Genomic DNA, 25366 nt, shown 5'->3' with positions numbered 1-25366 from the left:
TCTACGCCTCCTTCACGGCGACGTACAGGTCATCGCCTTCGATCTTCACGGGGTACACCGGCACGGGCTCGGTGGCCGGCAGGCTGGAGGGCTTGCCGGTCTTCAGGTCGAACATCGAGCCGTGCAGCCAGCACTCGATCTCGCAGTCCACGACCTCGCCCTCGGACAGCGCCACGTTCGCGTGCGAGCACACGTCGTGGATCGCGTAGAAGGCGCCGTCGTGCTGGACGACGGCCACCGGGGTGTCCCCGGCCACGACCGCCTTGGGCTGGTCCGGCGTCACCTCCGAGACGCCGCAGACGCGGACCCAGTTCTGGGTCGCGGCGTTCTGCTGGGCGCTCATGACACGGCTCCGGCGAGCTCTTCCTCCACCTTGGTCATCAGCCGCTCCTGGACGTCCGGGATGCCGATCCGGCCGATCACATCGGCGAAGAAGCCGCGGACCACCAGGCGGCGGGCCTCGTCCTCGCGGATGCCGCGGGCCTGCAGGTAGAACAGCTGCTCGTCGTCGAAGCGGCCGGTCGCGCTGGCGTGCCCGGCGCCGACGATCTCGCCGGTCTCGATCTCCAGGTTCGGCACCGAGTCCGCGCGCGCCCCGTCGGTCAGGACCAGGTTGCGGTTGAGCTCGTAGGTGTCGGTCTGCTCGGCCTCGGCGCGGATCAGGACGTCGCCGACCCAGACCGTGTGCGCGTCCTGGCCCTGCAGCGCGCCCTTGTAGGTCACGCGGGACTTGCAGTGCGTGGCGCTGTGGTCCACCAGCAGGCGGGACTCCAGGTGCTGGCCGGCGTCGGCGAAGTAGACGCCGAGCAGTTCGGCGTCTCCGCCGGGCTCGGTGTACGCCACCCGCGGGGTGAGCCGCACCAGGTCGCCGCCGAAGCTGACGTTGATGGACTGGAAGCGCGCGTCCCGGCCGAGCCTGGCCTGCTGCTGCGACAGGTGCACGGCGTCGTCGGCCCAGTCCTGCAGCGCGATGACGGTCAGGTCGGCGCTGTCGCCGACCAGGAACTGCACGTTCTCCGAGTAGGTCGCGCTGCCCTGGTAGTCCAGGACCACGACCGCCTTGGCGAACGGCTTCACGTCCACCAGCACGTTGCCGAACACGGTGCCGCCGGAGCCGGTCAGCGTCACGCGCACCGGCTCGGCGACCTCCGCCTCCTGCGGCACGGTGATGACGGTGGCCTCGGTGAACCCGGCCCAGGCCAGCGCCGAGGCGCGGTCCACCGGGGCGCCGGCCCCGCCCAGCCGGGCGTCGTCGCGCCCGACGGTCTCGACCAGCACCGGCTCGCTCGCGGCGACGTCGACGGCCACCTTGCCGTCGGCGGCCGGGGACTCGTGCAGCCCGCGCAGCCGTTTGAGCGGGGTGAAGCGCCAGTCCTCCTCGCGGCCGGTCAGGGCCGGGAAGTCCGCGGGGTCGAAGGACGAGTGGCGCTCCACGCGCGCGTCGGTCGGCTGGCTCACGGCGCGGCCGGTGCCCGGACCGGCCAGGCGGTTGCCCGCGCCGGGCTCGTTCACGGTCACGGCGGCCGCCGTGGAGGCGCCGACCAGATTCTGCGGATCAGACATCGATGTCCCGTACTCGTGGCTAGTGGTTCGTCAGAGGACTGTTCTGGGCTTGCCGGACTTCCGGCGTTCGGGCGCCGGCCTCAGCCGACCGCGCCCTCCATCTGCAGCTCGATCAGCCGGTTGAGCTCCAGGGCGTACTCCATCGGCAGCTCGCGGGCGATCGGCTCGACGAAGCCGCGGACGATCATCGCCATCGCCTCGTCCTCGGTCATGCCGCGGCTCATCAGGTAGAACAGCTGGTCCTCGCTGACCTTGGAGACGGTCGCCTCGTGGCCCATGGACACGTCGTCCTCGCGGACGTCCACGTAGGGGTAGGTGTCCGAGCGCGAGACGGTGTCGACCAGCAGCGCGTCGCACTTCACGGTGGACTTGCTGTGGTGCGCGCCCTCCTGCACCTGGACCAGGCCGCGGTAGGAGGTGCGGCCGCCGCCGCGGGCCACCGACTTGGAGATGATGGTCGAGGAGGTGTGCGGGGCGGCGTGCACCATCTTGGCGCCGGCGTCCTGGTGCTGGCCCTCGCCGGCGAAGGCGACGGACAGCGTCTCGCCCTTGGCGTGCTCGCCGAGCAGCCACACGGCCGGGTACTTCATGGTCACCTTGGAGCCGATGTTGCCGTCGATCCACTCCATGGTGGCGCCGGCCTGCGCGGCGGCGCGCTTGGTCACCAGGTTGTAGACGTTGTTCGACCAGTTCTGGATGGTGGTGTAGCGCACGCGGGCGTTCTTCTTCACCACGATCTCCACGACCGCCGAGTGCAGCGAGTCCGAGGAGTAGATCGGGGCGGTGCAGCCCTCGACGTAGTGGACGTAGGAGTCCTCGTCGGCGATGATCAGCGTCCGCTCGAACTGGCCCATGTTCTCGGTGTTGATGCGGAAGTAGGCCTGCAGCGGGATCTGGACGTGCACGCCCTTGGGGACGTAGATGAACGAGCCGCCGGACCACACCGCGGTGTTCAGCGCGGAGAACTTGTTGTCGCCGGTGGGGATCACCGTCGCGAAGTGCTCGCGGAACAGCTCCGGGTACTCCTTCAGAGCGGTGTCGGTGTCCAGGAAGATGACACCCTGCTCCTCGAGCTCCTTGTTGATCTGGTGGTAGACGACCTCGGACTCGTACTGCGCCGCGACACCGGAGATCAGCCGCTGCTTCTCGGCCTCCGGGATGCCCAGCTTGTCGTACGTGTTCTTGATGTCCGCCGGCAGGTCGTCCCAGGACTCGGCCTGCTTCTCGGTGGAGCGCACGAAGTACTTGATGTTGTCGAAGTCGATCCCGCCGAGGTCCGCGCCCCACACCGGCATCGGCTTCTTCTCGAACAGGCGCAGGCCGCGCAGCCGCATGTCCAGCATCCACTGCGGCTCGTTCTTCTTCGCGGAGATGTCGCGGACGACGTCCTCGTTCAGGCCGCGGCGCGCGGAGGCTCCGGCGGCGTCGGAGTCGGCCCAGCCGTACTCGTAGGTGCCGAGGCCTTCGAGCTGCTCATGCGAGGTGGTGGTCATAGCGCGTTCCCTCCGGAAACCTCAGTGCTCTTGCCAGTCCCGGTGGCTGTAGCGGTCATCGGGATGAAAGTCGTGCAGACGCCGTCGCCGTGGGCGATGGTCGCGAGTCGTTGGACGTGGGTCCCCAGCAGCTCGGCGAAGGCCTCGGTCTCGGCCTCGCACAACTGCGGGAACTGCTCGGCGACATGGGCCACCGGGCAGTGGTGCTGGCACAGCTGCTCGCCGGCGGCGGGCGCGTTGCCACTCTGGCGGAGTCCGGCGGCGTAGCCGTCCTCGGTCAGAAGCTTGGCGAGCAGCGCGGGACGCTCCTCGGCGGGCACGGAGTCCATCCGCTCCCGGAACCGGTCGGCCAGCTCGGCCACCCGCTTGCGCGCGAACGCCTCGACCGCCGCGGACCCCGCACTGTCGGCGAGGAACTTCAGCGCGTCGACGGCCAGCTGGTCGTACGCCTGGTAGAAGACTCCGCGCCCCCGGTCGGTGAGCGCGAAGACCTTGGCCGGACGGCCGCGGCCGCGCTGCCCGTAAGTCCGCTGCTGCCGCGCCTCGACGAGATCTTCGGCGAGCAGCGCATCCAGGTGACGCCGCACACCGGCGGGCGTCATCTTCAGCCGCTTACCCAGATCCACCGCGGTCGAGGGCCCGTTGGCCAGAATGCTCCGCGCGACCCGGTTCCGCGTGCCGACGTGCACGTCGGACGCGTCGCCGGCGGACGGCGACGCGCTCACGGTGCTCACAATCGGGGTCGGCACGCTTTCCACAACACCAGTGTGCCTTTATTCGTTCCCGCGTACCAAGTAAGGAGAACCTAATAAGTCACGCAGGTGTGACCTAATTCACGCGACCCCGCGCGCCCGCTGCATCGCGGTGATCAAGACGATCATCCGCCGCATCAGCACCGCCCCGACAGCCAGGCACAAGGCGCTGACCACGGTACTGTCCAGAAAGAAGCTGGCCTGCTCAGCCACCACCCTAGTCCCGTCCGGCGCGGTACTGCGCGCCGTGAAGGTGCGGTAGCCGGTCAGCCAGGCCAGGATCCAGCACGTCCACCAACCGGCGGCCACCCGCCCGAGACCGGCAGAGCCATTCGGCTCAGTGTCGGAGGCACGCCAGACGTCCTGCATGATCTGCATCGGGAACCACAAGTTGACCACCGGCGTGAACCAGCCGCCTATGGTCCATCCCTGCGAGCGCCTCTGCGGACCCCACAGCCCGGCGTTCTTGCGACCGCGCCTGGCTCGGCAGGCTTCCCGCGCGTCGGGCAATCCATGATTCTCGTGTCTCCGCAGCCGATCTGAGCGCGAACAGGGGCGCTGGGTCCTAGGGCCGCGAAGACTTACCTGTCGATCACTTTCGCCATCGACCGATTCCACCGTCGATCGCTCCGGCGGATCACTCGGCGCGAGCCCCGCAGCGACGAGATCTTCCGGCGCCCCACCGACCGCCGCCGGGCGAGCTCTCCCGCGAACCGCTGCCTGCCCGCCGACCGCCCCGCCGGCTTCCCGCATCCCGCCGCCACACGCGCTGGGCATCATTCAGCGCCGCTAAATCGCCGCGTGCCCCACCAGCGCCGCCGCGCCGATCAGGCCGGCGTCTCCGCCGAGCGCCGCCGGGTGCACGGTCACGTCGCGGGTGAACGACAGGCGGGCGTACTCCTTCAGGTGCTCGCGCAGCGGGCCGAAGAGCAGCTCCCCTGACTTCGCCACGCCGCCGCCGACCACCGCGGCCTCTATGTCGACCAGCGCCGCGGTGCCGGCGATGGCCGCCGCGAGGGCTTTGGCCGACAGGTCGAAGGAGGCCAGGGCGATCGGGTCGCCGGCCAGTGCCGAGGCGGCCACCTCCGCGGCGGTGGCCTCGCCGGTCGCGCTTCCGGCGGGCCGCTTCCAGCCTTCGCGGACCGCGCGGGCCGCGATCGCCCGGCCGCTGGCGATGATCTCCACGCAGCCGCGCGCGCCGCAGGGGCAGGGCGGGCCGTCGAGCTCCACGCACATGTGGCCGACGTGGCCGGCGTTGCCGCTCGGGCCGGGGCGCAGGCGCCCGCCGAGGATCAGGCCGCCGCCGACGCCGGTGGAGACGACCATGCACAGCACGTTCTCGCGGCCCTTCGCCGCGCCGCGCCAGTGCTCGCCGGCGGCCATCGCCACGCCGTCGCCGGCCAGCGTCACCGGCCGGCCGGTGCGGTCGGCGACCCGCTCGACCAGCGGGAAGTCGCGCCACGCGGGGATGTTCACCGGGCTGATGGTGCCCTTGGAGGCGTCGATGGGACCGGCGCTGCCGATGCCCACGGCCGACACCTGCTCCCAGCGCGGATCCGCCATCAGCGCGGCGAGCAGTTCCTCGACCGCCGTGACCGGGTCGACGGACGGCGTCGGCCGCTCCTGCCGGGCCCGCAGCTCGCCCTCGGCATCGACCAACCCCGCCGCGATCTTGGTGCCGCCGATGTCGATGGCCGCGTACACGCTTCCTCCGGGTGCTCATTCCAACGGGCGAAACCGCCGAGCCGAGGGCTCAGGATCCCCGGCTCGGCGGCGGCTTGCACAAAACTTCTGACCCCTGGGGGCTCTGGGGGCTCCGGCTGTTCCGGTGGCTCCGGCGGACCGGACCCCCGGACCCGCCCAACCCGCCCGAACCCCCCGAGCCGCTACCGCTAACCCAGCGCCAGTTCGTCGATCGCGGCCAGCTCCTCGGCGGAGAACTCCGGCCCGGACACCGCGGCCACGTTCTCCTCCAGCTGCGCCACCGAGGAGGCACCGATCAGCGCCGAGGTCATGCGCGGGTCGCGGACGACCCACTGCGTGGCCATCTGCGCCAGCGACTGCCCGCGCTTGCCGGCCAGCTCGTTGAGCCCGCGCAGCTTGGTGAGCACCTCCGGCGTCAGGTTGTCCTTGGACAGGAAGCGCCCGATCGAGGCCCGCGAGCCGGTCGGGATGGTCCCGTCCAGGTAGCGCGAGGTCAGCAGGCCCTGCTGCAGCGGGCTGAAGGCGATGCAGCCCATGCCGGTCTCGGCGGTCGCGTCCAGCAGCGAGTCCTCCTCGATCCAGCGGTTCAGGATCGAGTACGAGGGCTGGTGGATCAGGGCCCGCACACCCATTCCGCGCAGCAGCGCCGCGGCCTCGCGGGTCTGCTCGGAGTTGTAGGAGGAGATGCCGACGTACAGCGCCTTGCCCTGCTGCACCGCCGAGGCCAGCGCGCCCATCGTCTCCTCCAGCGGAGTCTCCGGGTCGAAGCGGTGGGAGTAGAAGATGTCGACGTAGTCCAGGCCCATCCGGGTCAGCGACTGGTCCAGGGAGGCCAGCAGGTACTTGCGCGAGCCCCACTCGCCGTACGGCCCGGGCCACATGTCGTACCCGGCCTTGGTGGAGATCACCAGCTCGTCCCGGTACGGCCGGAAGTCCTGCGCGTACACGTGCCCGAAGTTGGTCTCGGCCGAGCCGTAGGGCGGGCCGTAGTTGTTCGCCAGGTCGAAGTGCGTCACGCCGAGGTCGAAGGCCCGCCGCAGCACCGCGCGCTGGTCCTCCAGCGGCTTGCCGTCGCCGAAGTTGTGCCACAGCCCGAGCGAGACCAGCGGCAGCTTCAGCCCGGACAGCCCGCTGCGCCGGTAGGGCATGCGGTCGTCGTAGCGCTCCGGATCGGCGGCATAGGTGGAAAGGACGTTCATCGGGTTCAGGCCTCCGAACCGGTCGTGCGAGTGAAACGAAGCGTGAGGAGCTGGAAGGGCCTCAGACTCACACGGAGTCCATCGTTGTCCGAGACCACGGTGACACCCTCTCGGGTGATCGGGCGCTCAAGCAAATCGCAGATCTCAAAGCCCGAGAAACCGAACTTCGGCGTGATGAGCGCCGAGGCCCGGCCGCCGTGCGATTCGTAGACGCGCAGCACGACGTCGCCGCTCCGGTCGTCGGCGAGCTTGACCGCCGAGGGGGTGACGGCGTCGTTGTCGATGCCGAACAAAGGTTCGATCGAGGCGAACTCGCCGAAGACCGCACCGACGACGGGGTTCATCAGGCGGCCCTGCCGGACCGCGTCCCCGATCGTCGCGCTGGGTGCCAGCGCGTGGTGGAAGACGTGCTCGCCCTGGTCGGTCTCGGGGTCGGGGAACCGCGGCGCGCGCAGCAGCGAGACCCGGGCGGTGACCGTGGTCCCGCCGTCGGCGCGCACGGTGCGCGTGACGTCGTGGCCGTAGGTGGACCCGCTCAGGATCGCCACGCCGAAGCCGGGCTCGGCGAAGTGCAGGAAGCCGTGGTTGCAGGCCTCGAACTTCGCCGCCTCCCACGAGGTGTTGGTGTGGGTCGGCCGGTAGATGTGGCCGAACTGGGTCTCCGAGGCGTAGCGGTCGGCGTGGATGTCCATGGGGAAGGCGAGCTTCAGGAACTTCTCGGTCTCGTGCCAGTCGACGTAGGTGGTGAACTCCACCGCCTTGGACTCGCTCTTCAGCAAGATGATCTGCCGTACCGTCGAGGAGCCGAACGAGCGGCGCACTTCGACGCTCGCGATCTGCGGCAGCCCTCCGAAGCCGAGCACTGAGACGTCGTCGGCGTCGGTCAGATCGGTCACGGTATTGCGGTAGAACTCATCGACGTCCCACGCGTCCCACATGTTCGGGAAGTCCGGGTGGATCTGCAGCAGGTTCGCCGCGGCGCCCGGCGGCAGGGTCTCCCGGTCCTGCTCGAGGTCGAAGATCGAGACCACCAGGCCGCGGTCGTCGATCTCCACCCGGACCAGGCCGTTGTCGAGCACATGGCCGCCGCCGGTCCGCTCCGAGACGCTGACGGCGACGACGCCCTCCGGCAGCACCGAGGCGCGCGCCAGCGCCTCCTCGACCGTGACCGGCGCGCCGTCCGAGCCCAGGCCGCCCGCCTCGGGGTACACCCCCGCGCCGGCCAGCGTCTGCATGGCCGTCACCGTCAGGCCCATGAGGGTCTCGGCGACCTCCTGATACGTCTTCTCCGCCTCGCGGTGCACCCAGGCGATCGAGGAACCGGGAAGGATGTCGTGGAACTGGTGCAGCAGCACCGTTTTCCAGGTCCGGTCCAGGACGTCGTAGGGGTACTCGGCACCGGCCCGCACCGCGGCGGCGGCGGCGGTCAGCTCGGCCAGGTACAGCCACTGCTCGCTGTTCCGGTTCCCCTGCTTGGTCTTCGCCTGGCTGGTCAGCGTGGCCCGGTGCAGCTCCAGATACAGCTCCCCGACCCACACCGGCGGGTTCTGATACTCCGCCTCGGCCTTGGCGAAGAACGCCGCGGGCTTGTCCCAGGAGACCTTCGCCGAGCCCTCCAGGTCCTTCATCCGCTTGGCCTTGGCGACCATCTCGCGGGTCGTCCCGCCGCCGCCGTCGCCCCAGCCGGTCGGCGCCAGCGACATCGAGGCGCGGCCCTTGTCCTTGAAGTTGCGCGCGGCGTGCGCGATCTCGCTGCCCTTCATCGAGCAGTTGTAGGTGTCGATCGGCGGGAAGTGGGTGAAGATCCGCGTGCCGTCGATGCCCTCCCACAGGAAGGTGTGGTGCGGGAACTTGTTGACCTGGCTCCAGCTGATCTTCTGGGTCAGCAGCCACTTGCTGCCGGCCGCCTTGATGATCTGCGGCAGGCCGCCGGCGAAGCCGAAGGTGTCCGGGAGCCAGGCCTCGTCGTTCTCGATGCCGAACTCTTCCAGGAAGAAGCGCTTGCCGTAGACGAACTGGCGCGCCATCGCCTCCGAGCCGGGCATGTTCGTGTCCGACTCGACCCACATGCCCCCCGACGGGACGAAGCGGCCGTCGGCGACCGCCTTCTTGACCTTCTCGTAGACCTCGGGGCGGTGCGTCTTGATGAAGTCGTACTGCGCGGCCTGGGACATCGTGTAGATGAACTCGGGTTCGGAGTCCAGCAGGTTGGTCATGTTCGCCGTGGTGCGCGCGACCTTGCGGACCGTCTCGCGCAGCGGCCACAGCCACGCCGAGTCGATGTGCGCGTGGCCGACCGCCGAGATCTGGTGCGCGGAGGGCACGGCGGGCTTGGCCAGGACGCCGGCCAGACACTCGCGCGCCGCGGCCGCGGTGGCGTTGACGTTCTGCAGGTCGACGGCGTCCAGCGCCTTCTCCACCGCGCGGACGATCTCATAGCGCCGCGCGGAGTCCTCCGGCAGCTCGGCCATCAGCTCGCCGAGCACTTCCAGGTCGGCGACCAGGTTCCAGACCGTCTCGTCGAAGACCGCGAGCTCCAGCGCCTCCAGCCGGTACTGCGGCTCGTCGCCGGCGGTCTCCTTGTCCCCGAGCAGCGTCGGCAGGAAGGGGTGGTAGTCCAGGATCACCGGGTTCGAGGCCGCCTCGACGTGCAGGAGCACCTCCTCGCCGCCGACCGCCTTGTCCGCCACGCGCACCCACTGGTTGCGCGGGTTCAGACCCTTCACCGGCGAGCCGTCGGACCGGTAGACCAGGCCCTCGCACTGGAAGCCGGGCATGTTCTTGTCGAACCCGAGGTCGATGATCGCCTCGACGGTCTTGCCCGCCCACCGCGCGGGCACCGTCCCGGCGACCGTCAGCCAGCTCGTCCCCCACGGCGCGCCCCACTTGGCGCCCACCGCGACCGGCTCGCGCGGTGCGGCCAGGCCTTCGGCGACCGGCACCGGCTCGCCGGGCGCGACCCAGATCGACCCCGTCAACGGCACCGACTCCGGGTAGATCGCCGGGGTGATGCGCTCCTCCAGGACGCGCTTCAGACGGTGTTCCACCAAGGACCGGTTATCGTGCATCGCTTTAGCTCCAAACGTCCTCGACGGCCAGCACCTCGGTGATGCCGCGCGCAGTCAAGTGATTCTTATCCCCAGCGAGCCCGGCGAGTACAGCTGTGGGCCGCGCACCTTCTTCTAATAAATGCATGAAGGCTTCGTAGAAACCACCGCCGGGTCCGCATGTGGCGCGCGCCGTGACCTCTTCGGGCAGGTCCAGGACCAGTCCGACGCTCCGCGGCGCGGGCGGCGCCCACTGCCCGCGGATCTCGCCGACGATCTTCGCCAGCTCCAGTCCGGCCGGCTTGGGCTCGCGGTCGTTGGTCAGCAGCCCGAGGCTGTACTCCAGCTCGGGGAAGTCGGCCAGGTCCTTGCTCACGTCGTGCGAACACCACCAGGTGATGCCCCACAGGTCCGGGCAGTCGAGCGCGTTAGCCACCGTCGCGCGGGTGAAGTCGGCCGCCTTGTCGGCGGGGACGTGCGGCTGCGGCGCGCCGACCTCTTGCAGCCACACCGGCCGGCGCGGATCGGCGGACCAGGCCTTGGACAGCTCGATCATGTACTCGGCGTGGTGCGCCACGGCCGCGGAGTCCGTGCCGTAGCGCTGCTGCGTGCCGTTGAAGACCCAGGAGTGGATCGCGGTCGCGGCGCCGTAGCGGGCGGCGTGCGCCGGGGTGAAGGGGTGGTCGTCGAGGTACCAGGCGGCGTCGTAGGAGCAGTGCAGGTGGAACTTGCCCGGCGCGCCCTGCTCGCAGGCCTCCAGCAGCCGGTCCAGCCACGCCGCCGCCTGCGCGGGGGTGATGCGGTCCGGATCCGGGTGCGGGTCGCCGGAGAACTGGTTGGTCTCGTTGCCGAGCGTCATGCCGATGAAGTTGGGCCGGTCGGCCAGCGCCGAGGCCAGGGTCCGCAGATACTCGGCCTCGGCGCCGACCACGTCGGGGTCGGTGAACATGTTCCGCCGGTGCCAGCTGTGGATCCACGCCGGCTGGAAGTCGAAGCTGGACAGGTGGCCCTGCAGGCCGTCGACGTTCACGTCCAGGCCGCGCTCGCCGGCGGCGTCGGCGACAGCCACCAGCTGCTCGACCGCCGCGGGGCGGATCAGCGTGCGGTTGGGCTGGAACACCGGCCACAGCGGGAAGACCCGCACGTGGTCCATGCCGAGCGCGGCGATCGAGTCCAGGTCGGCGCGCACGGCGTCCAGGTCGAAGTCGAGCCAGTGGTGGAACCAGCCGGAGCTGGGGGTGTAGTTGACGCCGAAGCGCGGGGTGGACGGCGGAGACTGCGGGGGCTGAGACGCCGTGCTCTGAACCATCGTGCTCTGAACCATCGTGCTCTGAACCATCGTGGTCTGAACCATCGTGGACTGAACCATCGTGGACGGCGGCGGCGTGGGCTGCGGAGGCTGCCGAACGGACAGCGGTGCTGCGGTCATGGCGGGGGTGGGCTTCCCTCGTGGGTGCGGGTCTTGCTGTTCTGGTGCCGGGGTACGCGCGGCGCGGCTCATCCCTTGATGGCGCCCTCGGCGACACCGCGGAAGAAGTACCGTTGCAGCAGCAGGAACAGCGCCAGGATCGGCAGCAGCGCCATCATGGTGCCGGCGGCGATGGTGCGCGGGTCGTGCGACCACTGGCCGTTCAGGTAGGACAGGCCGACGGTGAGCGTGAGCTTGTTCGGGCTCTGCAACACCAGCAGCGGCCACAGGAAGTCGTCCCAGGCGCCGATGAAGGCGAAGATCGAGATCACGCTCAGCACGCCCTTGACCGCCGGCAGGCCGACGTGGCGCAGCCGCTGCACGGCGTTGGCGCCGTCGATGATCGCGGCTTCCTCGACCTCCTTGGGCAGCGCGAGGAACGCGTTGCGCATCAGCAGCACGTTGACCATCGCGATCATGTCCGGCAGGCAGACCCCGAGGATCGAGTCGCCCAGACCCATGCTGGTGATCATCTGGAACTTGGAGATGACCGTGACCTCGGCGGGCAGGATCAGCGTCGAGACGAACACCGCCAGCAGCAGCTTGCGGCCCTTGAACTTCAGCCGCGCCAGCACGTAGCCGGCCAGGGTGGCGCCGATGACGTTGCCGGTGACGTTGATCACCGCCACGGTCAGCGAGTTCAGCGCGAAGTGCCACACCGGGATGGTGTTCTGCACCTCGCCGTAGTTGCCGAGCGTCGGGTGGTGCGGCAGCAGCTGGATGTTCTGCGTGTACACGTCCTCGGCCTTGCTCTTCAGCGAGGTCGACAACTCCCAGAGCATCGGGCCGATCGAGATCACCAGCACCACGACCAGCGCGGTGTAGCGCAGCACCAGCCCGTGCGGGGTCGGGGCGTCGAAGATCGGCGAGCGCCCCTTGCGGTTCGGGTTCCGCACGGCCGAGCCCGGGCGGCGCGCCGCGCGCCCCGCCTTGTCCTCGCGCTCGCGGCTGTCCTCGGCGGTGGTCGCGGTCACGACTCCTCCTGGGTGCTCTTGTTCAGGCGGGTCAGGAACAGCAGCGGCACGGCGGTGAGGAAGAACAGGAACACGCTGATCGCGCTGGCGTAGCCCAGGCGGCCGTCGCTGCCGGAGGCGGCCTGCTGCACCAGCATCACGATCGAGACGTCCTGGCCGCCGACGCCGCCGGTCGGGCCGCCGAGGATGTACAGCTCGCCGAACACGCGCATGGCGTTCACCGCGATCAGCACCGAGATCAGGATCATGGTGCCGCGCACGCCGGGCACCGTGATGCTCCAGAAGCGGCGCACCGTCCCGGCGCCGTCCACCGCCGCGGCCTCGTGCAGTTCGCGCCGCACGCTGCCCAGCGCGGACATGTACAGGATCATGTAGTAGCCCAGACCCTTCCAGACCGTCAGCGCGATGGCGCTGAGCAGCAGCAGCCAGCGGTCGGTCAGGAACGGCACCGTCTTGTGGACGAAGCCCATGGTCTGCAGCAGGTTGTTGAACAGCCCGCGGTCGTCGAGCATCCACTTCCAGATCAGCGCCACCGTCACCGCCGAGGCGATGACCGGGAAGTAGAACGCGGTCCGGAAGAAGGAGATGCCGGGGACGTTCCGCTGCACCAGCAGGGCCAGCAGCAGCGGGAGCAGGGTGAGCAGCGGGACGCAGATCACCATGAAGACGATGGTGTTCAAGATCGCGTCCCGGATGTGCGGGTCGTGCCACAGAAGCCAGTAGTTCTTCAATCCGATGAAGTGCCCACCGGTCAGCTGGTGCACGTTCGTGAACGACAGCGTGACGGTGTTGATCGCCGGCCACACGCTGAACAGCGCGAGCCATATCAGGGCCGGGAGCATCAGCAGCCACGGCGTGTAGAACCGGTGGGACCTCATCGGTTTCCTCGCTAACTCCTACTCAGACCTGGGGGGACACGGGCTCACTGCGAGAGCAGTGCGTTCGCCTGGTTCACCGTGTTGTCCAAGGCCTGCTTGGAGGTCTCCTTGCCGGTCATCGCCTTGGCGATCTCCTGGTTCAGGAGCGTGTTCATCGCGTCGGTCCAGATCGGCGGGGTGAAGTTCACCGCGGTCTGCATGTCCTTGTAGGCGATCACCGAGGCGTCGCCCTGCGTGGTGCCGTCGCTCTTGCTGTACTGCGGGTCGTTCGCGGAGGCCGCGGAGCCCGGCAGGAAGCCCGGCGCCAGCTTGACGAAGCCGGCCTGGTTCTCGTTGTCCGTCACGAACTCGGCGAAGGCCACCGCCAGCGGGAGGTTCTTGCTCTTGCTGGAGACCGACAGGCCCTGCACGTACAGCGGCGCGGTGTCCAGCGCCGGGGAGGGGACCACGTTCGGCGCCAGCGTCGGGTTGTCCTGCTGCAGGCTGGTGATCAGGTTGCCGCCGCCGGTGGTCCAGGCGACCTGCTGCTTGCTGAACAGCGTGGAGTTGCCCTCGTAGCTGTTGTCCAGCACGTTCGAGGGGAGGTACCCGGCCTTGTAGGCGGCGGTGTACTTGTCCAGCATCGCCTCGGCCTGCGAGGTGTTGAAGGCGAACTTCGTGCCGTCGGCGGACAGCAGCTTGGTGCCGGTGTTCGCGATGTCCGACAGCCCCGGGGCGCGGGACATCAGGTAGTCCTTGCCGCCGGACTTGTCGTGCATGATCTTCGCCTGGGCGACCAGGTCGTCGAACGTCTTCGGCGGGTTGGCCGCGTCCAGGCCGTCCTTGGCCATCATCGTCTTGTTCCAGTAGCTCACGTCGGTACCGAGGTACCAGGGGAAGCCGAAGAACTGGGAGCCGCCGGAGATGTCCTGGTAGTTGTAGGCGCTCAGACCGCTCTTGACGTAGTCCGTCTGCAGCGTCGGCACGTTCTGCTTCAGGTCCAGCAGGTTGCCGGTCTTGGCCACCGCGTGCGCGATGTCCGGCGGCAGGTTGATCACGTCCGGCAGGCTGCCGGTGGAGACCTGGCTGGTGACCTTGGTCGGGTAGCCGTCGCCGGGCTGGTCGATCCAGTTGACCTCGGTGCCCGGGTGCGCCGTCTTGAAGTCGGCGATCAGCTTCGTGAAGTACGGGGTGAACTTGTCGTTCTTCAGCGACCAGGTCTGGAAGGTGATGGTGCCCGACAGCGCCGCCGTGGTGGAGACGGTCTTGTTCGCGTCCGACGACGAGGACTTGCTTCCGACGCCGCAGCCGGCCAGCAGCGTAGCGGCGACGGCTATGGCGGATATCGCTGTGGTCCTGCGCATGGTCATGACTCCCGGCTTTCCTTGTGAGGGGTCGAGGTGGGGGTTCGTTCAGGGAGTGCTCTCTCGTTCACGAGAGTTTTACTAAACCGCTCTAGTGAAATGGGACTATGCTCTGCGTCATCCGGGGTGTCAAGGGGCGAGACGACCCCCACCGGCGAAGGGATACCGAACCGTGACCAGGCCCACCATCGACGACATCGCAAGAAGCGCCGGGGTGTCGAAGAGCGCCGTGTCGTTCGCACTGAACGACCGCCCTGGCGTAAGCCCTGCCACTCGGGAGCGAATCCTTCGCGTCGCCTCGGAGATGAACTGGCGGCCGCACAAGGCGGCGCGCGCCCTGGGAGGCGCCCGCGCCGACGCGGTCGGACTGGTGGTCGCGCGCCCGGCGCAGACCATCGGCGCAGAACCCTTCTTCGGACTGTTGCTGGCCGGGCTCCAGGCGGGATTGTCAGCACGCTCCGTCGCCCTCCACCTGATGATCGTCGAGGACACCGCGGCCGAGATCGAGGTCTACCGGCGCTGGACCTCCGAGCGGCACGTGGACGGCTTCGTCCTGGTCGACCTGCAGCACCGCGACAAGCGCGTGCCGGTCCTGGAGGACCTCGGTGTCCCGGCGGTGGTCATCGGCGGTCCCAGCGGGCACGGCACACTGCCCAGCGTCTGGGCCGACGACCGGGAGGCGATGCTCTCGCTCGTGGACTACCTCGCCGCGCTCGGACACCGCCGCATCGCACACGTCGCCGGCGACGAGGCGTTCCACCACACCCGCCGCCGCATCCGCGCACTGAAGGACGCCTCCCGCCGCCTGCACCTGGTCGACGCCGTCTCGGTCCCCACCGACTTCAGCGACGCCCAGGGCGCCTCGGCGACCCGCGCACTCCTGAGCAGCCCGCAGCGCCCGAGCGCACTGATCTTCGACTCGGACGTCATGGCGGTCGCCGGCCTGGCGGTCGCCGCAGAGATGGGAGTGGCGGTACCGGCCGGACTGTCAGTGGTCTCCTTCGAGGACTCGCTGCTCACCCGCATCGTGCACCCGGCGATCACCGCCCTGAGCCGCGACACCTTCGCCCTCGGCGGCCAGGTCGCGGCGATGCTGCTGGCCGCGATCGACGTACCCGGATCGGTGCGCGACGTACAGAGCGCCACGCCGCGGCTCACGGTGCGCGAGAGCACGCGCGCCCCTTACCACGATCGCCGGGCATGAACCGGTTCAGCGAATCATGTGAACCGGTTCAGCAACCGGCTGTGGACCTCCCCCGAACAGCGCGTCCCGTTTGCGCGCGTCCGGCAGCTGTACTGCGCTGGAAGTGGAACGGGGTCGCCGTGGCGCGCCCCCGCGCGCCGACACCCGCGCGGATGGGAGGACACCATGTTCGTCCGCAGTCTGTACATCACCTGTGATCCGGCGGACGTCGGCCCGGCCCTGGACGTGATCGCCAAGGCGGTCCCGGGGATGATGGCCGAACAATCCGGCTTCGACGGCATCGGCGTCTTCGCCGACCGCGCCCTCGGCAAGATCCTCACCGGCTCCTGGTGGGAGACCGAGCAAGCCCTGAAGAACAGCGACGAGCAGCTTCGCGACCGGCGCGTGGACATGCTGGCGCGGTTCGTCTCGACGATCACCACCGTGAACCTGGAAGCCGCGGCGTTCACCCCGCCGGCCTCGGCGACCAGCGGCAGCTTCCGGCTCCAGCGGATGATGTTCGAACCGGCCATGGCCGGCGGCATCGTCCGGGCCTTCGAGGAGGTCGGCCTGCCCGGGCTGCAGGCCGTCGACGGCTTCCAGGGTGCCAGCCTGCTCCTGGACCGGGCCCACAACATCGCCGGGGTCGGCACGTTCTTCCGGGACACGGAGGCACTCGCGGCCTCGCGCGGCCCGCACGCGGCCATCCGGAAGGCGGCGTTCGAGCAGATGAAGGGCGGCGTCCAGATGCTCGCCCTGGAGGAATTCGACGTCGTGGAGCTGGACCTGCCGACGTCCAACCCGATCCCCGTACCCCCGCGCTGAGGCGTGTGGCGCACGTAACAGGCTTACCCGGCGCGGAGCACCACAGAGAGTCTTCGTAGAATCTCCGCTATGGGACAACCAGCCGTAGAAGTGACCGGCCTGGTCAAGAGGTACGGCGCCAAGACCGCGGTGGACGGCCTGGACCTGCGCGTGCAGACCGGGACCATCACCGCCGTGCTCGGCCCGAACGGCGCCGGGAAGACCTCGACCATAGAGTGCTGCGAGGGGTACCGCCGTCCCGACGGCGGGTCCGTCCGCGTGCTCGGGCTGGATCCGGTTACCCAGGGTGAGCAGCTGCGGCCGCGGATCGGCGTGATGCTGCAGTCCGGCGGCATCTACCCCAGCGTGCGTGCGGCGGAGATGCTCAAGCACACCGCCAAGCTCTACGCGAACCCCCTGGACACCGACGCGCTGATCGAGCGCCTGGGCCTGGGCTCGGCCGGCCGGACCACCTTCCGGCGGCTGTCCGGCGGGCAACAGCAGCGGCTCTCGCTGGCGCTGGCCGTGGTCGGGCGGCCGGAGCTGGTGTTCCTGGACGAGCCCACCGCCGGGCTGGACGTGCAGGCCCGGCACGCCACCTGGGAGCTGATCGAGCAGCTGCGGCGGGACGGCGTCACCGTGGTGCTCACCACCCACCTGCTGGACGAGGCCGAGCGGCTGGCCGACACGGTGGCGATCGTCGACGCCGGCAAGGTGATCGCGCACGACACCCCGGCGGCGCTGTCGGCCGCGAACGGCACCGCGGATACCGCGATCCGCTTCACCGCGCCGCCCGGACTGGACCTGGCCGGGCTCCTGGCGAAGCTGCCGGGCGGGCTGACCGCCGTCGAGCAGCCGCCGGGCGGCTACACCGTCGGCGGCGACATCACCCCGAACGTGCTCGCCGCCGTGACCGCGTGGTGTGCCGCCAAGGACGTGATGCCGCAAGGGTTGAGCGTGGGACGCCGTACGCTCGAAGACGCCTTCCTCGATCTGACCGGACGGGACCTCCGTTGACCGCCACCGCCTCCGCCGACGACACCGGCGCCATGAACGCCGCCGCCCGGCGGTCCGCCCCCCTGAGCTTCACCCCGAAGCCCGGCGCCGCCCCGGCCGCCCGCATGATCCTGGCGCAGGCCGCGCACGAGGTCCGCCTGATGCTCCGCAACCCCGAGCAGCTGCTGCTGACCATAGTGATCCCGGCGCTGATGATGGTGCTGTTCTCCGGGGAGTCGCTGGTCGCCACCTCCGGCCCGGGCAAGCGCGTCGACTTCTACGCCCCGGGCCTGTTCGGCGCGGCAGTGCTGTCCACGGCGTTCACCGGCCTGGCCATCGCCACCGGCTTCGAGCGCCGCTACGGCGTCCTCAAGCGCATGGGCGCCACGCCGCTGCCGCGCTGGGGGCTGATCGTGGCCAAGGCGCTGTGCGTGCTGTGCGTCGAGGTGATCCAGATCGCGCTGCTGTCGGCGATCGCCCTGGCCATGGGCTGGAAGCCGCACGGCGACCCGCTGGCGGTGGCGGTGCTGGTCGTCCTGGCCACCGGCACCTTCGCGGGCCTGGCCATGCTGATGGCCGGCACCCTGCGCGCCGAGGCCACCCTGGGCCTGGCGAACTTCGTGTTCCTGCTCCTGCTCGCCGGCGGCGGCGTGATCATCCCGCTGTCCAAGTTCCCCTCGGGCGTCCGCCACGTGCTCGACGCCCTCCCGATCAGCGCCCTCACCAACGGCCTGCGCGACGTGCTCCAGCACGGCGCCACGCTGCCCTGGGCCAACGTCGGTATCCTCGCCGCCTGGGCCGTGGCCGCGATCGCGGTGGCCGCCCGGACCTTCAAGTGGGAGTAGCAGGACGATGACGCAGACCGCCGGGGACGCCCCGGCCAGCGGGCAGACGGCGGCTCCGGCGGACGGGGCACAGGTGTCCGCTCAGGCCGAGCGCACCGGCGAGCACCCCGCGCCCGGCGGAGAGTCGGATGTCGCGGATGTCGCGGATGCCGCGGCCACCGGCGCGCGCTCCGCCGATCGAGTGACCGCCGGACCCGCGAGCGTCCCGAGTCTGTCCCCGACCGGCCTGCTGTCCCGGATCCTCACCTGGCGCACCACCCCCGCGATCCTCACCTGGACCTGCTTCGCGGCGTTCGTCGCCAACATCGGCATCATCGTCACCGGCGGCGCGGTCCGGCTCACCGACTCCGGCCTGGGCTGCCCGACCTGGCCCACCTGCACGGACGGCAGTCTGGTCCCGACCAGCCGGCTCGGCGCGTACGGCGTGGTGGAGTTCACCAACCGGATGCTGACCTTCGCAGTCTCGGTCGCGGTCGGCGCCGCGATCATCGCGTGCCTGCGCTGGCACCCGCGCCGCGCCGTGCTGACCAAACTGTCCTGGACCCTGTTCGTCGGCGTCGTGGTCCAGGCGGTCATCGGCGGCATCTCGGTGCGCACCCACCTGGCGCCGATCTGGGTCTCCCTGCACATGCTGGTGTCCCTGGGCATGGTCGCGCTCTCCTACGTCCTGTGGGTCCGCAGCCGCGAGCCCCACGACGCCGAGCCCACCCCGACCGTCCAGCCGATACTGCGCACCCTCGGCTACGTCCTCACCGCCGCCGTGGGCGCCCTGCTGATCGCCGGCACGATCGTCACCGGCAGCGGCCCGCACTCCGGCGCCAAGGCCGGCGACCCGGGAAACAAGCGCTTCCCCCTCAGCCCGGCCAACGCCACCCAGCTGCACGCAGACCTGGTCTTCCTGGTCGTCGGCCTGACCGTGGCGCTGTGGTTCGCCCTGAAGGCCACCGGCGCCGAGCCCCGCGTCCTGACCACGGTCCGCGACCTGTTCCTGCTCCTGATGGCGCAGGGCGTGATCGGCTACGTCCAGTACTTCACGCACCTGCCGGTCCTGCTGGTCGGCATCCACATGCTCGGCGCGGCCATCGTGTGGGCCGCGACCTGGCGCGTGCTGCTGGCGATGCGGGAGCGGAAGGCCGAGCCCGCGCTCGCGGCGGCGGCGGCCTCGTAGCCTGATACGACAAAGCCAGATACGGCAGTGCCTGTGCCCGGCCCATCCGCTGTCCCTCCCGCCGGCTCCATCGCGTGTCACCGGTCCTTGAGGGGTCGGCCCGGGCAGCAGGTTGCCCGGGCCGACGGACTTCTTCAGAAGCCGGGCGCCGCCACCACCAGGTCGGCGATCCCAGTGGCCTCGACCCGGCCCTCACGCGCCGGCACGAAGCAGGACTCTCCCTGCGTGAGCGTCAGGGTCCCGCGGGTCCCGCGCAGCTCGACCTCGCCGGACAGCGCCAGCACGATCCGCGGGCCGCTGCCGGGGATCTCGGCGCGCAGCGTGGTGCCGGTGTCGAGGGTGGCGTGGTAGAGCCGGAACTCCGGCGCCGGGGTGTCGAACTCCACGACGCCGGTGGCGACGGATTTCCCGTGCCGCACCGGGACCGGCACCGAGGCGTCCATGACGCGCAGCAGCTCGGTGACGTCGATGTGCTTGGGCGTCAGCCCGGCGCGCAGGACGTTGTCGGAGTTGGCCAGCAGCTCGATGCCGGTGCCGCGCAGATAGGCGTGCAGCCCGCCGGCCTCCAGGAAGATCGCCTCGCCCGGGGTGAGCACGACCCGCTTCATCAGCAGCATCGCGACCAGGCCGACGTCGCCGGGGAAGTCCTCGGCGACGCGCAGGACGGCCGCGAAGTCCTCGGCGAACTCCCCGCCCTTGTCCTGCCCGGTGCGACAGGCCTCGACGACGGCGGCGACCAGCTCCCCCCGGGTGTCCGCCGGCCACTCCAGCAGCCGTCCGATCGCCGCGGCGACGGTCGCCGGCTCCGGCTTGTCGGCCAGCATCGCCCGGACCTCGTCCAGCTCGCCGGCGCCGAGCTCGACGACCGCGGCGAGCACCCGCTCGGCGTCCTCGGCGGCCCGGCAGCCGGCCAGCGCCTCGAAGTCGGTGAGCGCCATCAGGATCTCCGGCTTGGGCCAGTCGTCCACGTAGTTCCGGTTCGGGTCGCCGGCGGGCAGTCCGCGCTCCTGCTCGGCGCCGAACCCGGCCTCGGCCTGCTCGCGCGTGGGATGCGTCTGGATGGACAGCGCTTTGGCCGCCGAGAGCACCTTGAGCAGGAACGGCAGCCGGTTCTTGAAGCGCGCGGCGACCTGCGGCCCGAGCATCCCCACCGGATCGGCGGAGACGAAGTCGAGCAAGGTCGCCTCGCCGCCGTCGATGCGGGACGGCGCGCTGGGGTGCGCGCCCATCCACAGCTCGGCCTCCGGCTGCCCGGAGGGCTCGCGGCCTAGCAGGTCGCTGATGGCGCTGGGCGATCCCCAGGCGTAATGCTGCGTGGTGTTGGTGAGCCGATACACGCTGGAAAGGCTAGTGCCCCGAGAGCCTTCAGTGGACCAGCGGACTCACCGCGGCGGCCACGAACAGCAGCGCCAAGTACATGTTCGAGAAGTGGAACAGCCGCATCGGCAGCAGCTCCACGCCGTCCTTGCCCGAGCGCGCCCGCGCGTCCAGCCGGTGCGCCTCGACCAGGAACACCACGCCGAGCACCGCCGCGGCGATCGGGTAGACCAGGCCGGTGTGCCCGATCGGCCACAGCAGCAGGGAGCACGCCACGGTCGCGTAGGAGTACCAGACGATCTGCTTGGTCACCTCGCGGGCCGGCGCCACGACCGGCAGCATCGGCACGTTCGCCGCCGCGTAGTCCTCGCGGTAGCGGATAGCCAGCGCCCAAAAGTGCGGCGGCGTCCACAGGAACACGACCATGAACAGCACCACCGGCGCCCACGCCAGCCGGTCGGTGGCGGCGGTCCAGCCGATCAGGGCCGGGAAGCAGCCGGCCGCGCCGCCCCAGACGATGTTCTGCGGCGTGCGCCGCTTGAGCACCATCGTGTAGACGAGCACGTAGAAGGCGTTCGCCGCGAGCGCCAAGCCCGAGGACAGCCAGTTCACCGCCAGGCCCAGCCACAGCGTGGAGACGACCCCGAGCACGAGCCCGAACACCAGAGCGTTCTGCGGCGTCACCGAGGCGGCCGGGACCGGACGGCGGCGCGTACGGCGCATCTCGGCGTCGATGTCGCGGTCCACGTAGCAGTTCAGCGCGTTGGCGCTGCCGGCGGACAGGTAGCCGCCGACCGTCACCGCGACGACCGGCCACAGCCCCGGCACATGGCGCAGCGCGAGGAACATCACCGGGATGGTGGTGACGAGCAGCAGCTCGATGATGCGCGGCTTGGTCAAGGCGACGTACGCCTTGAGGACTGCCGTCGCGTGCCCGCCGCGCTCCCCGGCCGCAGACTCCACCGAAGGAGCGGCGGTCCTGGACGGAGCCGTGGCCGGGGGAGTCTCGACCGTGGTCAAAAGCCCGTCCTCCATGGATGCCTGATTCGGACAACACGCAACTTTAAACCGTCGCCCTCCCCGCTCATGCGGCGGGGCGGCTTATCGCGCGTTGAGTCGCCGCGGGGATACGCACCGCACGTATATGAGGACCGCGCCACCATCGTTCAGAAGACCGCACCATCACCGTTCACTAAGGGTTACCCCGGGCGTACCCGTCCACGTGCTGACTGGGAACGCGATGCCCGTGAGGTCCGAGTAGGCTGGCGAAACGAGATCTGAATCATGTGGCGCAGGGGTCCCACCAGCTGTACCCGAGCGTGGGGCCTCGGCGCGTGAACTGCGAAGGAGCGCTTCCGGTGAGCACCGCAAGCACCGCAACCCCGTTCGAGTGGACCGACTTGGACAAGCGCGCCGTGGACACTGTGCGCACCCTGGCCATGGACGCGGTCCAGAACACCGGGAACGGCCACCCGGGGACCGCGATGTCCCTGGCCCCGGCGGCCTACCTGCTCTTCCAGCGCCACCTTCGCTTCGACCCGGCCGACCCGCACTGGGCCGGCCGGGACCGTTTCGTGCTGTCCTGCGGCCACTCCTCGCTGACCCAGTACATCCAGCTCTACTTCGCCGGTCTCGGCCTGGAGCTGGAGGACCTGAAGCACTTCCGCCAGTGGGGCTCGCTCACCCCGGGCCACCCTGAGCGCGGCCACACCGAGGGCATCGAGGTCACCACCGGCCCGCTGGGCCAGGGCCTGTCGAACGCGGTCGGCATGGCGATGGCGGCCCGCTTCGAGCGCGGCCTGTTCGACCCGGACGCGCCGGCCGGCTCCTCGCCGTTCGACCACCGCGTCTACGTCTTCGCCTCCGACGGCGACCTGGAGGAGGGCGTCACCTCCGAGGCCTCCTCGATCGCCGGGCACCAGAAGCTGGGCAACCTCATCGCGGTCTACGACGACAACCACATCTCCATCGAGGGCGACACCAAGGTGGCCTTCGGCGAGGACGTGCTGAAGCGCTACGAGGCCTACGGCTGGCACGTGCAGCACGTGGACTGGCTGGCCGGCGGGGAGTACCACGAGAACGTCGAGGAGCTGCACCAGGCGCTGCTGGCCGCCGAGGCCGAGACCGGCAAGCCCTCGATCATCCGGCTGCGCACCATCATCGGCTGGCCCGCGCCGAACCTGCAGAACACCGGCAAGGCGCACGGCGCCGCGCTCGGCGAGGCCGAGGTCGCGGCCACCAAGAAGATCCTGGGCTTCGACCCGGAGCAGACCTTCGAGGTCGACCCCGAGGTCCTGACCCACGCCCGCGAGGTCGGCGCGCGCGGCGGCCAGGCGCACGCCGCCTGGGACACCGCCTTCGCCGCCTGGCGCAGCAAGAACCCCGAGCGCGCCGGCGAGTTCGACCGGATCTCCAAGCGCGACCTGCCGGCCGGCTGGGCCGAGAAGCTGCCGACCTTCGAGCCGGGCAAGGACGTGCCGACCCGCAAGGCCTCCGAGGCCGTCATCCAGGCGATCGCCGAGTCGGTGCCGGAGCTGTGGGGCGGCTCGGCCGACCTGGCCGAGTCCAACCTGACCACCATCAAGGGCGGCAAGTCCTTCCTGCCGGCGTCCTACGGCGAGACCGAGTTCGGCGAGTCCAGCCCCTACGGCCGCATCCTGCACTTCGGCATCCGCGAGCACGCGATGGGCTCGATCCTCAACGGCATCGCGGCCCACGGCAACACCCTGCCCTTCGGCGCCACCTTCCTGGTGTTCTCCGACTACATGCGCCCGGCGGTGCGCCTGGCCGCGCTGATGCAGCTGCCGGTCACCTACGTCTGGACGCACGACTCGATCGGCCTGGGCGAGGACGGCCCGACCCACCAGCCGGTCGAGCACGTCGCGGCGCTGCGGCTGATCCCGGGCATGACCATGGTCCGCCCGGGCGACGCCAACGAGACCGTCGGCGCCTGGAAGGCCCTGATGGAGAAGCACACCGGTCAGGCCGACCACGGCCCGGTCGGCATCGCGCTGACCCGCCAGGGCATCCCGACCTACGACCACGAGGCGCTGAACTCCTCGCTGGACGCGGTCGAGGGCACCGCCAAGGGCGGCTACGTGCTGGCCGAGGCCGGTGGCGGCACCCCGAAGGTGATCCTCATCGGCACCGGCTCCGAGGTGCAGCTGGCCGTCCAGGCCCGCGAGGCGCTGGAAGCGGACGGCATCCCGACCCGCGTGGTCTCGATGCCCTCCACCGAATGGTTTGAGGAGCAGGACGCGGCCTACAAGGAGTCTGTGCTCCCGGCCGCCGTCAAGGCGCGGGTCTCGGTCGAGGCGGGCGTCGCGGACGGCTGGAAGAAGTACGTCGGCGACGCCGGCCGCAGCGTTTCGCTGGAGCACTTCGGCGCCTCGGCGGACTACAAGACGCTCTACCGCGAGTTCGGCATCACGGCCGAGGCCGTCGAGGCCGCGGCCCGGGAATCCCTGGCCGCCGCCGGCGCTTGATTTTCAGTGAAGAGGGAGAAGACGAGATGACGAACAAGAACCTGGACGCGCTGTCCGGCGCCGGTGTGGCGATCTGGCTGGACGACCTGTCCCGCAAGCGCCTGCAGACCGGCGACCTGGCCGCGCTGCTGGCCGAGAAGAACGTGGTCGGCGTGACCACGAACCCGACGATCTTCCAGAAGGCCATCGTCGGCCAGGATGTCTACAACGAGCAGCTCAAGGACCTCGCGCTGCGCGGCGTGACCGTCGAGGAGGCGGTCCGCATGATCACCACCGCCGACGTCCGCGAGGCCGCCGACGTGCTGCGCCCGGCCTACGACGCCTCCGGCGGCCAGGACGGCCGGGTCTCCATCGAGGTCGACCCGCGCCTGGCGCACCACACGGCGCCGACCGTGGCCGAGGCCAAGCAGCTGTGGTGGCTGGTGGACCGCGAGAACGTGTTCATCAAGATCCCGGCCACCCGCGAGGGCCTGCCGGCGATCACCGAGGTGCTCGCGGCGGGAATCAGCGTGAACGTGACCCTGATCTTCTCGCTGGAGCGCTACCGCGCGGTGATGGACGCCTTCCTGGCCGGCCTGGAGCAGGCCCACGCCAACGGCCACGACCTGACCAAGATCGCCTCGGTCGCCTCGTTCTTCGTGTCCCGCGTGGACACCGAGATCGACAAGCGGCTGGACAAGCTCGGCAAGTCCGAGCTCAAGGGCAAGGCCGGCGTCGCGAACGCCCGCCTGGCCTTCGAGGCCTACGAGGAGGTCTTCGCCGGCGAGCGCTGGGCCGCCCTGGAGCAGGCCGGCGGCAAGCCGCAGCGGCCGCTGTGGGCCTCCACCGGCGTGAAGGACCCGGCGTACCCGGACACCATGTACGTCGACGACCTGATCACCCGCGGCGTGGTGAACACCATGCCGGAGGCGACCCTGGACGCCGAGGCCGACCACGGCAAGCCCTCCGAGGACTCGATCCGCGCCCACTACGCCGAGGCGCACAAGGTGCTCGAGGACCTCGAGGCGGCCGGCGTCTCCTACGACGACGTGGTCCAGCTGCTCGAGGACGAGGGCGTGGACAAGTTCGAGGCGTCGTGGAACGAGCTCCTCGAGGCGGTCCAGAGCGAACTGGACAAGCTCAAGTGAACCCAGCGTCCAACACCCCG

Annotated in this window: 21 protein-coding genes; 7 read left to right on the top strand and 14 right to left on the bottom strand. The window is 70.1% G+C overall.

The annotated features are described in order from the left end of the window. Nucleotide 1: 1 nt before the first annotated feature. The 12 genes from CACI_RS11285 to CACI_RS11230 form a co-directional block, all read right to left on the bottom strand. Nucleotides 2–343, bottom strand: coding sequence for a non-heme iron oxygenase ferredoxin subunit (locus CACI_RS11285; protein WP_012786476.1), 342 nt, complete (start codon nt 341–343; stop codon nt 2–4). Continuing rightward, nucleotides 340–1563 carry a Fe-S cluster assembly protein SufD gene (gene sufD, locus CACI_RS11280; protein ID WP_012786475.1) on the bottom strand — a complete coding sequence of 408 codons (1224 nt, stop codon included), beginning with the start codon at nt 1561–1563 and terminating at the stop codon, nt 340–342. Before sufD ends, CACI_RS11285 begins: the two co-directional genes overlap by 4 nt. A gap of 80 nt (nt 1564–1643) precedes the next feature. Next, the gene (sufB, locus tag CACI_RS11275) at nt 1644–3056 is read right to left on the bottom strand and encodes a Fe-S cluster assembly protein SufB (RefSeq protein ID WP_012786474.1); all 1413 of its coding nucleotides are present in this window, start codon (nt 3054–3056) and stop codon (nt 1644–1646) included. Then, nucleotides 3053–3781, bottom strand: a complete 729-nt coding sequence (locus CACI_RS11270) for a helix-turn-helix transcriptional regulator (protein WP_190276745.1) — start codon at nt 3779–3781, stop codon at nt 3053–3055. Before CACI_RS11270 ends, sufB begins: the two co-directional genes overlap by 4 nt. A gap of 108 nt (nt 3782–3889) precedes the next feature. After that, nucleotides 3890–4318 carry a DUF4328 domain-containing protein gene (locus CACI_RS51080; RefSeq protein WP_012786472.1) on the bottom strand — a complete coding sequence of 143 codons (429 nt, stop codon included), beginning with the start codon at nt 4316–4318 and terminating at the stop codon, nt 3890–3892. A gap of 279 nt (nt 4319–4597) precedes the next feature. Then, nucleotides 4598–5512 (bottom strand): ROK family protein, encoded by a 915-nt coding sequence (locus tag CACI_RS11260; RefSeq protein WP_012786471.1) that lies wholly within the window; start codon nt 5510–5512, stop codon nt 4598–4600. Nucleotides 5513–5700: 188 nt separating this feature from the next. After that, nucleotides 5701–6711, bottom strand: coding sequence for an L-glyceraldehyde 3-phosphate reductase (gene mgrA, locus CACI_RS11255; protein ID WP_012786470.1), 1011 nt, complete (start codon nt 6709–6711; stop codon nt 5701–5703). Between the two features lie 5 nt (nt 6712–6716). Next, nucleotides 6717–9779, bottom strand: a complete 3063-nt coding sequence (locus CACI_RS11250) for an alpha-mannosidase (RefSeq protein WP_012786469.1) — start codon at nt 9777–9779, stop codon at nt 6717–6719. A gap of 4 nt (nt 9780–9783) precedes the next feature. After that, complete coding sequence (locus CACI_RS11245; protein WP_041541542.1) at nt 9784–11067, bottom strand: glycoside hydrolase 5 family protein; 1284 nt, start codon at nt 11065–11067, stop codon at nt 9784–9786. 188 nt (nt 11068–11255) lie between these two features. Beyond that, a complete protein-coding gene (locus CACI_RS11240) occupies nt 11256–12200 on the bottom strand; it encodes a carbohydrate ABC transporter permease (RefSeq protein WP_012786467.1) in 945 nt (314 codons plus the stop codon). Further along, nucleotides 12197–13078 carry a carbohydrate ABC transporter permease gene (locus CACI_RS11235; protein WP_012786466.1) on the bottom strand — a complete coding sequence of 294 codons (882 nt, stop codon included), beginning with the start codon at nt 13076–13078 and terminating at the stop codon, nt 12197–12199. Before CACI_RS11235 ends, CACI_RS11240 begins: the two co-directional genes overlap by 4 nt. A gap of 44 nt (nt 13079–13122) precedes the next feature. Next, on the bottom strand, nt 13123–14427 hold the full coding sequence (locus CACI_RS11230; protein ID WP_143765203.1) for an ABC transporter substrate-binding protein: 1305 nt from the start codon (nt 14425–14427) through the stop codon (nt 13123–13125). Between the two features lie 166 nt (nt 14428–14593). Here CACI_RS11230 and CACI_RS11225 point away from each other — a divergent pair, with 166 nt between their 5' ends. The 5 genes from CACI_RS11225 (at nt 14594) to CACI_RS11205 (ending at nt 19417) form a co-directional block, all read left to right on the top strand. Next, nucleotides 14594–15625, top strand: a complete 1032-nt coding sequence (locus CACI_RS11225; RefSeq protein WP_012786464.1) for a LacI family DNA-binding transcriptional regulator — start codon at nt 14594–14596, stop codon at nt 15623–15625. Nucleotides 15626–15790: 165 nt separating this feature from the next. Next, entirely contained in the window at nt 15791–16429 is a 639-nt protein-coding gene (locus CACI_RS11220; RefSeq protein ID WP_012786463.1) for a hypothetical protein, read from the top strand. Nucleotides 16430–16498: 69 nt separating this feature from the next. Next, nucleotides 16499–17425 carry an ABC transporter ATP-binding protein gene (locus tag CACI_RS11215; RefSeq protein ID WP_012786462.1) on the top strand — a complete coding sequence of 309 codons (927 nt, stop codon included), beginning with the start codon at nt 16499–16501 and terminating at the stop codon, nt 17423–17425. A gap of 32 nt (nt 17426–17457) precedes the next feature. Further along, nucleotides 17458–18249, top strand: coding sequence for an ABC transporter permease (locus CACI_RS11210; RefSeq protein ID WP_041541540.1), 792 nt, complete (start codon nt 17458–17460; stop codon nt 18247–18249). 7 nt (nt 18250–18256) lie between these two features. Then, entirely contained in the window at nt 18257–19417 is a 1161-nt protein-coding gene (locus tag CACI_RS11205) for a COX15/CtaA family protein (protein WP_012786460.1), read from the top strand. A 134-nt stretch (nt 19418–19551) separates the two neighbouring features. Here CACI_RS11205 and manA read toward each other — a convergent pair whose 3' ends face one another. Then, nucleotides 19552–20754, bottom strand: a complete 1203-nt coding sequence (gene manA, locus CACI_RS11200; protein WP_012786459.1) for a mannose-6-phosphate isomerase, class I — start codon at nt 20752–20754, stop codon at nt 19552–19554. 28 nt (nt 20755–20782) lie between these two features. Continuing rightward, complete coding sequence (locus CACI_RS11195; RefSeq protein WP_012786458.1) at nt 20783–21769, bottom strand: heme o synthase; 987 nt, start codon at nt 21767–21769, stop codon at nt 20783–20785. Between the two features lie 323 nt (nt 21770–22092). On the opposite strand from CACI_RS11195, the gene tkt reads away from it, so the two are divergent. Both tkt and tal read left to right on the top strand, forming a co-directional pair. Continuing rightward, the gene (tkt, locus tag CACI_RS11190; protein ID WP_012786457.1) at nt 22093–24219 is read left to right on the top strand and encodes a transketolase; all 2127 of its coding nucleotides are present in this window, start codon (nt 22093–22095) and stop codon (nt 24217–24219) included. A gap of 26 nt (nt 24220–24245) precedes the next feature. Beyond that, on the top strand, nt 24246–25346 hold the full coding sequence (gene tal, locus CACI_RS11185) for a transaldolase (RefSeq protein WP_012786456.1): 1101 nt from the start codon (nt 24246–24248) through the stop codon (nt 25344–25346). Nucleotides 25347–25366 lie beyond the last annotated feature (20 nt).

The organism is Catenulispora acidiphila DSM 44928, from assembly GCF_000024025.1.
Taxonomy (GTDB): domain Bacteria; phylum Actinomycetota; class Actinomycetes; order Streptomycetales; family Catenulisporaceae; genus Catenulispora; species Catenulispora acidiphila.
This window is presented reverse-complemented; position numbering and strand designations above follow the sequence as displayed.